We start from the raw sequence: 12,478 nt of genomic DNA, 5'->3' as shown, positions 1-12,478 counted from the left end.
TGAAATATTCTCTTATTTCGCATAACTTACCGAGCGGGTTTCTCGGATAACCGTGATCTTTACCTGTCCCGGATAGGTCATTTCATCTTGGATTTTCTTGGCAATCTCTCCGCTCAGGCTTTCCGTTTGCTTGTCGTCAATCTTGTCCGCACCCACTATGACGCGCAACTCGCGTCCGGCTTGGATAGCGTAGGTTTTCGTGACACCCGGATAACTCATGGCGATGTTTTCAAGGTCGTTCAGCCGCTTGATGTAGGCTTCCACGATTTCGCGGCGTGCTCCCGGGCGTGCTCCACTGATGGCATCGCACACTTGTACGATGGGAGCGAGCAATGAAGTCATTTCCATTTCGTCGTGGTGGGCACCGATGGCATTGCAGATATCTGGTTTCTCTTTATATTTCTCGGCCAATTTGGCACCGTAGATGGCGTGCGGCAATTCCGGTTCCTCGTCGGGCACCTTGCCGATGTCGTGCAACAGACCGGCACGCTTGGCTTTTTTCGGATTCAGTCCCAGCTCCGAAGCCATTACGGCACAGAGATTAGCTGTTTCACGGGCATGCTGCAACAGGTTCTGTCCGTAGCTGCTGCGGTATTTCATCTTACCCACGATGCGTACCAGTTCCGGATGCAGGCCGTGGATACCCAAGTCGATGGCCGTACGTTTTCCCGTTTCGATGATTTCTTCTTCCACTTGCTTGGTCACTTTGGCTACCACTTCTTCGATACGTGCCGGATGGATACGTCCGTCGGCTACGAGCTGATGCAGGGCCAGGCGGCAGATTTCCCGACGTACGGGGTCGAATGCCGAAATGACGATGGCTTCGGGAGTGTCGTCCACGACGATTTCCACGCCCGTGGCAGCTTCCAATGCACGGATGTTGCGTCCTTCACGGCCGATGATACGTCCTTTTACTTCATCGTTGTCGATGTGGAATACGGTCACGCTGTTTTCGATGGCCGTTTCCGTCGCTACGCGCTGTATGCTTTGTATGACGATGCGTTTGGCTTCCTTGTTGGCCGTCAACTTGGCTTCATCCATGATTTCGTTGATGTAGCTTGCGGCGTTGGTCTTGGCTTCGTCTTTCAGGGATTCTACCAAACGTTCGCGTGCCTCGTCGGCACTCAGCCCGCTCAGGGCTTCCAGTTTTTCGCGCTCTTTGGCCTCCATCGCTTTCAAGTCTTCTTCGCGGCGTGCCAATCCTTGCTGTTGGTTTTCCAACCGTTTACGGTCGGTTTCTATTTCGCCCTTTTTGCGGTTCAGGTCGTCCTGACGTTGGTTCAGGCTCAGTTCGCGTTGTTTCAGGCGGTTTTCGTGCTGCTGTATTTGTTGGTTGCGTTGCTGCACTTCCTTTTCCAGTTCCGACTTCTTGTTCAGGAACTTTTCTTTCACTTCGAGCAGTTTTTTCTCTTTGATGACTTCGGCTTCTTTGCTCGCTTCTTCGATGATTTGCCGATATTTACCCGTTGCCACATAGCGGAACAAAGCGAATCCTGCTATACATCCGACGATGAGGCAAGCTACGGAGATTATAAATACCATATCTTTTTTTGTTTATAATGAATAATATAAAAATCACGCACCGCTCACCCCGTCCGCATGGTGCGGAGAAAGGGAAACAGTGCGTGTGGTTTTTCCTGTAGAATGAATGTTTTTATTGTGCTTTCGTCCCTAAGGTTTCATCCAAAGTGTCCAACATGCGTTTCATGCTGTCGACGAATGGCTGTGTGTCGTTACGGAATTCGTTTTTTTTCAACGAGAGCGCAATGCTCAACGCTGCCATGCACAAATAAATTTCATTGCCCTGATCCGGATACTGGGCTGCGTAGCTGTTGTATCGTTGGTTAATCAGCTTTTCGGCTGCCCGGTAGGCTTCCTCGTCTTTCCGCCGTATGGTGATGGACAAAGGTTGCTGTCCTAATCTCAGGGTTATGGTAAAGTCCTCGCTTACTTCCATGATGTTTTACACATTTAAAAGTGCGATACACTTGTCTACTTCACGCACTAACTTTGATAATCTCGACTTAGCGTTTTTCATGTCTTCGCTACTGATGTCGATCATCTTGGCCGTTTTCAAGTTGGCATAATCTGTTTGCAGGCGGTCGACTTGCGAATGTAGCGCGGCTATGGTGGCGTTTTTTTCTTCCATGATGCGCGACAACGCGGCATAACGATCTTTCAAGGCTTTGTATTCCAACGCCATTTGAGTGACGCGAGCCTCTAATGTCCGTAATAATGCATCTTCTTCTGCTGTCATTTCTGCCTTCTCGTTACAAAATTAAGAAAAAACGTTTAACGTCCCAAGCGTTTTTTATTTTTTCTCGTCCATGTCTTTGGGTTTAGGCTCTTTCTTGGCCAAAAGGACGATGCGGTGGACATATTCGGTCATCCATGCTTCGCTGTACCCTAAACGCATTTGGTATTGGCGGATGTTGACGCAAGTGCGTCGTATGTTGTCATCGCGCCAGTCGTTCTTGGTCATAATCTGATGTACGGTTTTGGCTGTCATGCCTCGCAGTGCCTTGTGGAACATCGAAGGCATGCGGAATTTCCATTGCATCAGGTTGCCCATGAGCATCATCAGGTCTTGGCTGAATCCCTGGAACATAAGCAGATAGTTCTTGATGTCGTTCACATTGCGGCAGTTACGCTTGATGCTGGCATCTATCTCCTTGAAAAAGTTTTCTTCCATGCCGTAGACATCCATCAGCATGGTGCGGCAACGTTTCCTCTCGCCGATGCCTAGCTTGTTGTTTACCGTGGGGACGTGCAGCGTTTGTTTAAAGATGCGCAGGTCCGGTAGTACGGCCAGATTGCTGATTCCCATTTGCATGGCCATTACGGCTTGGTAATATACACGGATGAGGGTCATGAAGTCCTCCATTCCTCCCACTCGCGAGGTTTCTTCTTGGGGAGCTTTGCCCAATAATTTTGCTATTATACCCATTGTATTTTTTATTCGGTTAAATTCAGGGTACAAATATACAAAAAGGTAGGTGCAGAGGCAAGCGAAAACTCAGTTTTCTGTCATCAGTTTATTCTTGCTCGAAAACCTCCTCGCTCAGTCGCATAAGGTATTGTCCGTATTGGTTCTTCAGCATGGGCTGTGCCACTTCACGCAATTTCTCCGCGCTGATCCAACCCTGACGGTAGGCGATACCTTCCAGGCAGGCCACTTTCAGCCCTTGCCGCTTTTCGATGACTTCGATGAAAGTAGAGGCTTCGGAGAGGCTGTCGTGTGTGCCGGTGTCCAACCAGGCGAATCCCCTTCCGAGGGTTTTTACTTTCAGTTTCCTTTCATTCAGGTAGACTTGGTTCACCGTGGTGATTTCCAGTTCGCCCCGGGCCGATGGTTTGATATGTGCCGCTACGTCCACCACACTGTTGGGGTAGAAATACAAGCCCACCACGGCATAGTTGCTCTTCGGCAAAGCCGGTTTTTCCTCTATGCTCAGACAGTTGCCGGCCTTGTCGAATTCGGCCACGCCGTAGCGTTCCGGGTCGTTCACCCAATAACCGAATACGGTGGCTTTTCCTTCGCGTTCGGCATTGGCCACGGCTTCACGCAGCATACCGGTGAATCCCGCTCCATGGAAAATATTGTCACCCAATACCAGGCAGACACTGTCGCTTCCAATGAACTCGCGGCCGATGAGGAAAGCCTGAGCCAGTCCGTCGGGAGAGGGCTGTTCTGCATACTCGAAGCGTACGCCAAAGTCGCTGCCGTCTCCCAACAGCCGACGGAATCCCGGCAGGTCGTGAGGTGTGGATATGATCAATATGTCGCGGATGCCGGCCAACATCAAGACCGATACGGGATAATAAATCATCGGTTTGTCGAAAATGGGAAGCATTTGTTTGCTTACGCCTTTTGTGATGGGGTAGAGGCGTGTGCCCGACCCGCCGGCTAATACGATACCTTTCATAATATTATATGTATATGTGATTAATAAGCATTTTCCTCATTGTGCTTCAACATGTTCACGAGCGTGCGCCACATGATGCGCAGGTCGAGGCCGAAACTCCAGTTTTCCACGTACCAGATGTCAGCTTTCACCCGGTTCTCCATCTGGTCCAATGTCTTCGTTTCGCCACGGAAACCTTGCACTTGCGCCCATCCCGTGATGCCGGGTTTCACTAAATGGCGCACCATGTAACGTCGGATCAGGCGCGAGTACTCCTGCGTGTGGAGCAGCATGTGCGGGCGCGGTCCTACGAGGCTCATGTCGCCTTTGAACACATTGATGAATTGCGGCAACTCGTCGATGTTGGTTTTGCGCATCAGGTTACCGAATTTGAATTTGCGTGGGTCGTCCTTGGTGGCTTGTAGGCGGTCGCTGTCTTTGTTGACGTGCATGCTTCTGAACTTCAGGCAATAGAACTCCTTTCCGTCCAGTCCGTTCCGTTTTTGTTTGAAGAGAATAGGCCCCGGGCTTTGTATTTTGATGATGATACCCGCAATGAGGTACACAATAGGGAAGACGGTAAATAGGAACACCCCGGACGTCAAAATATCAAAAAGCCGTTTCACTCCACGGTTCACCGGGTCTTGCAGCGGCTCGTTTCGCACGCTCAGTAGCATGGTGCTGCCTAAGTGCGACAATTCCATACGTTTGGTCAGGAACTCCATGAATACGGGCAGGGCGTAGAAACGAATCATGTGGTCTTCGCAGTAACGGAATATCTCGTCCGTTTCTGCCGTATAGTCGGTGTCGGGCACCATGTATAAGTCTGTCACTTCTTGGTGTTGGCGCAAGTAACTCATTACCATCCGCCGGTCTCCCAAATTTTTCAGGTGCATGTCTTCCGGAAGTTCTTTACGGGTGAAGATACCTAAAATCTTGAATCCAAGACTATGGTCGTTCAGTGTATGGTAAATGTCCTCTAAGTTCCACGGATGTCCCACCAATACGACGTAGCGTAAGTTATGCCCTTTCGAACGGCTGTGTTTCAGGATATTGTGCACGATAGTCCGCTCTGCATACAGCAGGCAGAAGAAAAAAGAAGCCCCTATGAGGAGTTCTTCGCCGGCCACGTTCATCCGCCGTATCAGACTGATAGCCGCTATCATGAACAGCGTTTGCAGGCATACGGTGTAAACTGAACGTCCCAAGATGTCATTGCCGTACACCATGTGTTTCAGGAATACGGGTGGGGCTATGTAAAAAGTAGGGAAAATGGTCAGTGCGCCGATGAGCAGTTCTGTTTTCAGGGCGTATGGAAAGCTGAAAGCCAGTGCGAAGCTGTGGGTCAGCGCAAAGGCTAACCAATAACTGGCCATCAGCAATATGATATCGTTGCAGATGATGGCGGATTTTACAATGCCGGATTCTTCCAGATTCTTAATTTTCATATTTTATCTCTTCGAAAGGTTGGTTACGTGACTGCGAATGTATATATTTTTATGGAATCCTACAATAATATATTGTTTTTAAATTGATTGAAAATTAAAAAAGCTCGAAATAAAGAACTATTTCGTTTATTTATTTGGAATGTATGTCAAAGATTTCTAATTTTGTGGCTTGAATGGAAATAATCAGAGAATAATTAAGAATAATATGCCCAACAAAACTTTTCAAACAAACGATGCTGTAGAAGAACAAAGTTCCGATTTTAATTATCGTGAGATATTGGATGCGGTCATTTTGCATTGGCATTGGTTTGCCATATCCATTATCGGTTGTCTTTTCGTCGCTTTTTTATATTTAAGGTACAAGGCTCCGGTTTATTCGACTGGAGCTGAGGTCTTGATTAAGGAAGAAGACCCCTATAAAAGCAGGATGCAAGGGAATGCTTTGGCCGACTTTTCTCAGTTGGGAATCTTGACGAACAGCAACGGTTTCGATAACGAAGTGGAAATTTTGAGCAGTAAGACGTTGGCGCGGCGCGCTGTGACTAACCTGAAGCTTTATGTCCGTTATGCGTTTGACGGTACGGTGCGCGACGAGGAACTTTACCGTACATCTCCCATTTTGGCCGACATGTCTTCGGTGGACTTGGACACGTTGGCCATGCCGGTATTTTTGGAAATCAAACCTTTGCAGGAGGGGGGCTATCACATAGAAGGCGAGGCGTTGGAGGAGCGTTTTGAAGCCAATGTCAAGACGCTTCCGGTAAGGGTGAAGACCTTGTCCGGATGGGTGTCTTTGCGGCCTAACCCCGATCCTACCTGTGTGTTTGATGACCGTTCACTGAAGGTTTACATTTATCGTCCGACGCTTATGGCAGAGGCTTTTCTGGAGGCTACTTCCATTGAACCCATTAGCAAGATGACGACAATAGCCCGTATCACGAAGAACGATACGCAACGTCAGCGGGCGGAAGATTATATGAACGAGTTGATTCGCGTGTATAATGAGGATGCCAATGAGGTGAAGAATGAGGTGGCTCTCAAGACGGAAGCCTTTGTCAACAAACGTATCAAGATTATAGATGCGGAACTGGGTACGACCGAGTCGGATTTGGAAATGTATAAAAAGAGGAACCAGTTGGTAGACTTGATGTCGGATGCCGAGGCTGCCTATAAAGGTATAGAAAACTATCAGACGCGGCAGATAGAGTTGCAGACGCAGATGCTTTTAGTGAAATCCTTGAAAGAGTATGTGGATAATCCGGCCAATAATATGGAGATTATTCCGGCAAACCTTGGCCTGACAGATCAGGGCTTGAATAACATTATTGCCGAGTATAACGCCAAGGTTGTGGAGCGTAAACGTTTGCTGAAAACGGCACCTGAGTCCTCGCCCGTTGTGGTATCGGCGACGAATGCCATTGCTTCCCTTTATCCGGGCATCCGCCATTCTCTTTCTACTGTGTATGACAACTTGCGGGTGCAGAAACGGAATGTGGATGAACAGTACGACTTGTTCGTCGGACGGCTTTCCAATGCGCCTACGCAGGAGCGTGTGCTTTCCGATATAGGCCGTCAGCAGTCTGTAAAGGCGGCACTTTATCAGATATTGTTGCAGAAGCGCGAGGAGAACGCCATTTCTTTGGCCTCCACGGTGGACAAGGCGCAGGTTATCGACGCGCCGGAAAGTACTATCCGTCCTATTTCTCCGAAAAAGAAACTGGTGGCGCTTATCGCTTTGGTGATAGGGATAGCCATTCCGGCCGGACTGATATACTTGCTGAACTTGTTGCGTTATCGCATCGAAGGACGTAATGATATTGAAAAGCTGACCGATTTGGCCGTCTTGAGCGATATTTTCGTGGCCGGGGAATTGAAGGACGGAAAAAGGGCGATTGTCGTGCGGGAGAATACCAACGACATGATGGAGGAAACGTTCCGTAGCCTGCGTACCAATTTAGGCTTTGTCATGAAGAAGAGCGAAAAGGTACTCTTGTGCACGTCGGTGATACCTGGTGAAGGAAAGACTTTCGTGTCAACCAATCTGGCCATGAGTATGGCTTTGATGGGGCGCAAAGTCTTGGTGGTCGGATTGGATATCCGTAAGCCGCGATTGGCCAAGTTGTTCGGTCTGGTCACGGGGCATCATGGGCTGACGACTTATTTGGCCGGGGAAGACAGTTCGGACGGATTTTTGCGTGAGCAGATATTCAATTCCGGCATGCATGCCAATCTGGACGTATTGCCTGCGGGTTTGATTCCGCCTAATCCCGGCGAACTGATTACTTCGGAACGTTTGGATGATGCTTTTGCACGTTTCCGCGAATGGTATGACATGGTGATTGTCGATACTCCGCCTGTCGGTCTGGTGAGCGATACCTTATTGTTAGGGCGTTTGGCTGATGCAACTCTTATTGTGTGCCGGTGTGATTATTCTCTCAAACGTAATTTCAATATCGTGAATACGATTCATCAGGAAGGAAAATTGCCGAAGATGAACTTGGTGCTTAACGGGGTAGACTTGCAACAGCGCAAGTATGGTTATTACTACGGTTACGGTAATTATGGCCGTTACGGCCGTTACGGTTCTTATGGCAGCTATGGCGGTTATGGTTCTTATGGCAGCTATGGCGGTTATGGTAATTATGGCGGTTACGGTAAGGAGTCACACGCTAGTAAATCAAAATCCCGGCACGGAAGCAGTCGTTATCTCCGTGAGGACCATTTTGATGATAAGGATTGATACCTTTTTTATATATAGGGTACGGAAAGAAAAAGGGATGGAGGTTAAAACCACCATCTCTTTTTCTTCTTTTGTGCCACGGGTTGGTCTTCTTCCCATTCTTCCTGTAACAGTTGCGCCATGCTTTTCTTTTCTTTGATCATCCGGTAGATGGTACCCCAGTCCGGAAGTCCGCCCAAGTTGCGGTCGTCGATGAACAAGTCTGCTTTCAGCTTGCGGCTGTAATGTCGGTTTTTGTCGGTGTCCTCTTCCGGAAAGTCCTTGTTTACGGCATAAAACTCTACTCCTCTTTGGCGGCACCATTCTACGGCCTCGTCCAACAAACGCCCTTCCCGTACGCTCCATAAGATGAGTTGGTGGCGGTCTTCGATGAGCTTTTTCAATGTTTCTACTGCAAAGGGAATCTCACGTCCGATTTCAGGGTAACGGTGTTCTACGATGGTTCCGTCGAAGTCTACGGCTATGATCATATTCGTCAATTTAAATTGTTTTTGGTGGCAAAGATAGTTTTTTTCCGGGTAAAACGAAAAAAAGTTTCTTCCCTTTGTGCTTTTTCGCGCCTTTGTTCGTAAACCGTGTAAAGAGTCAAAGGAAGACTATACATTAATCTTTAAAAACGTAGAGAAATGAAGAACAGAATCCTTGCAGCCATGGCATTGTGCTGCGCTACTTCTTCAACGATGCCTCTGTGGGCCGCCGAGTATGGCGACCCCACGATTGTTACAGTGGAACCCAATCTTGCAACCGACGGGACGGGAGGGGGAAAGTATTACATCTATCATGTGGCTACCCGGAAGTTTATTGCAGCCGGTAATGCTTCCGGCACGCAACTGAGCGTGGATTCCATCGGGCAGGAAATAACCATGGCTTACGGGGAAGAACGTCCTCCGTTATTGGTACAGGAACCGAAGGTGCCGGGCAAAGGTTGGATTTTTAACATGTTGGACGGGCCGTCCAACGGCAACCGTTTTCATGAGATTTATGTGACCGGTACTGCAAGTGCATACGTGGATTGCGGGTCGGACGGCCATACCTTGTGGCAAATCCAAAAGCAGGAAAATGGTTATTATGCGATAAAGATTGTGGACCAGGATCCCGATTTCGGGACGGTTTCCGGCAATGCGGTGACGATGAACGGCGTGTGGGGCGTGAATCCCGGTAGCACGGTGGTGTATCCTTTTGCTGATAAGGAACAGGGCGGTTTTGATAAGGTAGAGACCGATTGGGCGTTTGTTACGCCCGAAGCTTATTTTGTTTATCAGGCTAAAAAGGCTTTGCAGGCCCAATTGGAGTTTGCCGGCGAGAACGGTTATACGGATGTGGCAGGATATGTGGCGCTTTACGAAAAAACAGATGCCACAGCTGAAGAGTTGGAAAGTGCGGCGGATGAACTGCAACAGGCCGTGACCGACCGGTTGGGGGCCGGAGCCTCGGAAGAACAGCCCAAATTTACCGATTTGTTGGCCAATCCTTCGTTTGATGCGGGCAATGGAGGTTGGATTGAAGATGGTGGTTCTCCAGCATTAGGGCATCAGAAGAATGACAAATACCAGGACCCGGATGATGAATCTGTGGTAATGGACCAGTTCTGCGAGAAGTGGACCAAACCGGGAGGAACCAGTGCCATACATCTTTATCAGAGGTTTGGGAACATGCCTTCCGGCCGTTACCGTTTGTCGGCCGTGACTTTGGGTTACAATCAAAGTAATTTGAACGATATCCCCCGGGGGCTGTATCTCTTTGCTGATGCGTCGAAATATGACGAGAAGTTCAGGGCCGAGGCGCATACGGTGAAATTTTATGGTATAAAGAATGGTGCACCGGGCGGTGCCGACGTGCCTGCACCGCGTAAGGTCGTATTGGAGTTTTATTCCCGGGGCGGCGATTTGACGCTTGGCTTTATGACCGAAAACACCAATTGTAACTGGTTTGGTATAGACAATGTGAAGCTCGAATATATGGGTAACGAAGGCGGGCTGGCTGCCGAATTGGCCCGTACGGTAAAAAATGCCGAGGCTTATTTGCAAGAACAGACAGGAGCTAATGCGCACTTCTCGGCATCGGGCAAGGCGAAGTATGAAGAAGTCTTGGCCTGCGCCAAGGAAGCTGCGGGAAATGCAGGGTTGGCGGATGACGATTGGGCTGCCGCAATCCGGATGGTGAATGCCCGGAAGGATTCCTTGGCTGTGGATATTGCCGCTTATAAGAAACTGAACGACGTGGTGATTCCTATGTTGGAGGCCAGACTTGACGACAGTCCTTACAGTGAGGTCGGCTTGCCTTCTTATGAGGATTACTTGGACAAACTCTACCGGGCCTATGACGACGGTTCGATGGCTCCGGCGGAGATAGACGGGGCAGAGGCATACGCCGAAGAACTGTTTAGGCAGGACGTGGCCGACATGATGGAGAGCGGGGCTACTGACAATGTGACAGGTCTGTTGGCCAACCCGAGCTTTGCAAAGAGCAATGACGGATGGATCAAGACCGGGAACGGCGACTTTAAGAACGAAGGTACGGAAATTACCGAAGTTTGGAATGGCCGGGATTGGGAAGTTTATCAGGACGTGGCCGGTTTGCCCGAAGGTTTCTATAAAATCACCGTGCAAGGATTCTATAGCCCGAGTTCTCCGACCACGTCCGTATGGCATGAGACTTGGGGACTTGAAGGAGACGAAGTGAACAAGGTGATGGCCTCCGTGTTTGGAAACGAAGCCTCTGCCCCGGTCCACCATATCGCAGATTTGCCGTATGACAATAAGATGGAAGTCGGAGGATGGGAGCAAGTGTCCGGTACGGCAGACGAAAACCTGAACGGGAAATGGCTTCCTACAGACAAGGCGTCATCGCAGGAAGTGTTTAAATCCAATCCGGGGAATTATCTCAACACCGTGACTTGTTACGTGGGCGAAGACGGCAAACTCCGGGTCGGCATGAGGCTTGCCGGTGTGACGCGTAATGAGTCGTGGGTGGCTTTCGATAACTTCCAGGTCATTTATCAGGGGCTTGACAACCAGGAAGGCGCAGTGGCAGCCTTGCAGGCGAAAATCAATGAAGCCAAACAGGTGGGCTCTGACGGGAGCCAGATGCCGTTGGACGTGCAGGAACTTTTGCAGGCTACTGTTTTGGAAGCGGAAGAAGTGGTTAAGGGTGAAGTTTCAGCCCGGTTGTTCAAGGAAACCATGGCTGCGTTGTCAGCCGCCATAGAACAAGGCCGCACATCCATTGAATTGCTGAAGGAAATGGACCGTCAAGTGGTCCGGCATGATCAGGCATATAATGAAGGTTCTTATGATTCGTATGGCCAGGATGATGTAGACGCGCTTTTGAATGTTGTTTATGAAGTCATGGACGTCATCGACGGCGGTTCATTCGAGAGCGTGGGGATGGTTGAACAATACATTGCAGATATGAACAATGCTTACGGCAAGATGAAACAGAGTGCCATCGACTTTTCTGCCGCTTCCAAGGACGAACCGTTGGATGTCACCGTACTGTTGGAGAACCCATCTTTCCAACAGGAAGATGAAGAAGGGAATGTGGTGTTCAATTATGACGGTTGGGACGTGGAGTCGGATGCAGAGGTTACTACAGCTGCCGACTCGGTCTTTGAATTCTTCAATTCCACGAAAGCCGATATCCATCAGGGCTTGTATAATATGAAGCAGGGCTATTACCGCATTCGTCTCAAAGGGTGTTATCGTTACGGGGATAATATTCAGGCCGCGACGGCTCATAGGGACGGAACGGAGAATTTACTGGCTTATGTTTATGCCCAAACGGAAAGTGCGGATTTTAAAGGCGTTCTTCCAAGTTTCATGGAGTGCGTGCATGACGGTTTGCTTTCTCCCAATGATGCAGTGCTGCCTGATTCTTTGTTCCCCGGTTCCGAACGTACATACCATTGTGTGGCCAATGACCGATTGGGTATGCGTGCTGCCATGACATGGGGATATTACGATGCGGATAAGCCTTTCTATGTGAAAAAGGGAGAATCAGTGAAAATCGGTGTGCGCAAGGATGAAGGGGTAGCGGCAGACTGGGTTTGCATCGACGACTTTTCCCTTGAATATCTGGGTGACGGTGATGGCAATAGACCGGACGATTTCGTGGATAATATTGGTGAGGTACTTGTTGGTGGAACGGCTACGGTGGTTGCTTCCGCATGGTACACCGTCAACGGGGTGCGTGTAGCCGAACCGAAGCAGCGCGGCATTTATATCCGTCGGGACAAGATGAGCGACGGAACAGTAAAGGCCGTGAAGGTCATGATGAAGTGATTTGAATCAATAGGATGCTTTATTTGTGTCCCCGCACATTTTTTTGGCTGTGTGGGGACACAAAACTGTTAAAAAATGGAGCTTTTCTGCTTTTTTCTTCCTGAA

The 12,478-nt window shown here is 49.2% G+C and carries 9 protein-coding genes; 2 read left to right on the top strand and 7 right to left on the bottom strand.

All coding sequences use genetic code 11. From position 1 onward, the window contains the following. Positions 1 to 12: 12 nt before the first annotated feature. The 6 genes from rny to E0E47_RS07055 all read right to left on the bottom strand — a co-directional run bounded on the left by rny (position 13) and on the right by E0E47_RS07055 (position 5,353). Positions 13 to 1,542: a ribonuclease Y gene (rny, locus tag E0E47_RS07080; RefSeq protein ID WP_130893304.1), complete on the bottom strand. Its 1,530-nt coding sequence runs from the start codon at positions 1,540 to 1,542 to the stop codon at positions 13 to 15. Between the two features lie 112 nt (positions 1,543 to 1,654). Next, entirely contained in the window at positions 1,655 to 1,957 is a 303-nt protein-coding gene (locus E0E47_RS07075; RefSeq protein ID WP_008630175.1) for a cell division protein ZapA, read from the bottom strand. Positions 1,958 to 1,963: 6 nt separating this feature from the next. Beyond that, positions 1,964 to 2,257, bottom strand: coding sequence for a hypothetical protein (locus E0E47_RS07070; protein WP_008630174.1), 294 nt, complete (start codon positions 2,255 to 2,257; stop codon positions 1,964 to 1,966). Between the two features lie 54 nt (positions 2,258 to 2,311). Then, positions 2,312 to 2,947, bottom strand: coding sequence for a hypothetical protein (locus tag E0E47_RS07065; RefSeq protein ID WP_130893303.1), 636 nt, complete (start codon positions 2,945 to 2,947; stop codon positions 2,312 to 2,314). An 88-nt stretch (positions 2,948 to 3,035) separates the two neighbouring features. After that, positions 3,036 to 3,926: a glucose-1-phosphate thymidylyltransferase RfbA gene (gene rfbA, locus E0E47_RS07060; RefSeq protein WP_118146889.1), complete on the bottom strand. Its 891-nt coding sequence runs from the start codon at positions 3,924 to 3,926 to the stop codon at positions 3,036 to 3,038. Between the two features lie 20 nt (positions 3,927 to 3,946). Continuing rightward, entirely contained in the window at positions 3,947 to 5,353 is a 1,407-nt protein-coding gene (locus E0E47_RS07055) for an undecaprenyl-phosphate glucose phosphotransferase (protein ID WP_130893302.1), read from the bottom strand. Positions 5,354 to 5,558: 205 nt separating this feature from the next. On the opposite strand from E0E47_RS07055, the gene E0E47_RS07050 reads away from it, so the two are divergent. Next, positions 5,559 to 8,093 (top strand): GumC family protein, encoded by a 2,535-nt coding sequence (locus E0E47_RS07050; protein WP_130893301.1) that lies wholly within the window; start codon positions 5,559 to 5,561, stop codon positions 8,091 to 8,093. 44 nt (positions 8,094 to 8,137) lie between these two features. Here the strand turns inward: E0E47_RS07050 and E0E47_RS07045 are convergent, their stop codons facing one another. Next, positions 8,138 to 8,563, bottom strand: coding sequence for a BT0820 family HAD-type phosphatase (locus E0E47_RS07045; protein WP_008630162.1), 426 nt, complete (start codon positions 8,561 to 8,563; stop codon positions 8,138 to 8,140). A gap of 156 nt (positions 8,564 to 8,719) precedes the next feature. Here E0E47_RS07045 and E0E47_RS17285 point away from each other — a divergent pair, with 156 nt between their 5' ends. Next, complete coding sequence (locus E0E47_RS17285) at positions 8,720 to 12,373, top strand: hypothetical protein (protein ID WP_232038364.1); 3,654 nt, start codon at positions 8,720 to 8,722, stop codon at positions 12,371 to 12,373. Positions 12,374 to 12,478: the final 105 nt, after the last annotated feature.

Origin of the sequence: Paraprevotella xylaniphila YIT 11841, assembly GCF_900683745.1 — a bacterium.
Taxonomy (GTDB): domain Bacteria; phylum Bacteroidota; class Bacteroidia; order Bacteroidales; family Bacteroidaceae; genus Paraprevotella; species Paraprevotella xylaniphila.
This window is presented reverse-complemented; position numbering and strand designations above follow the sequence as displayed.

Excerpts from the sequence above, each read along its gene's own strand:
- E0E47_RS07055 (WP_130893302.1), bottom strand. The coding sequence starts at position 5,353 with ATGAAAATTAAGAATCTGGAAGAATCCGGCATTGTAAAATCCGCCATC.
- E0E47_RS07070 (WP_008630174.1), bottom strand. The coding sequence starts at position 2,257 with ATGACAGCAGAAGAAGATGCATTATTACGGACATTAGAGGCTCGCGTC.
- E0E47_RS07050 (WP_130893301.1), top strand. The coding sequence starts at position 5,559 with ATGCCCAACAAAACTTTTCAAACAAACGATGCTGTAGAAGAACAAAGT.
- E0E47_RS07075 (WP_008630175.1), bottom strand. The coding sequence starts at position 1,957 with ATGGAAGTAAGCGAGGACTTTACCATAACCCTGAGATTAGGACAGCAA.
- rny (WP_130893304.1), bottom strand. The coding sequence starts at position 1,542 with ATGGTATTTATAATCTCCGTAGCTTGCCTCATCGTCGGATGTATAGCA.
- E0E47_RS07045 (WP_008630162.1), bottom strand. The coding sequence starts at position 8,563 with ATGATCATAGCCGTAGACTTCGACGGAACCATCGTAGAACACCGTTAC.
- rfbA (WP_118146889.1), bottom strand. The coding sequence starts at position 3,926 with ATGAAAGGTATCGTATTAGCCGGCGGGTCGGGCACACGCCTCTACCCC.
- E0E47_RS07065 (WP_130893303.1), bottom strand. The coding sequence starts at position 2,947 with ATGGGTATAATAGCAAAATTATTGGGCAAAGCTCCCCAAGAAGAAACC.
- E0E47_RS17285 (WP_232038364.1), top strand. The coding sequence starts at position 8,720 with ATGAAGAACAGAATCCTTGCAGCCATGGCATTGTGCTGCGCTACTTCT.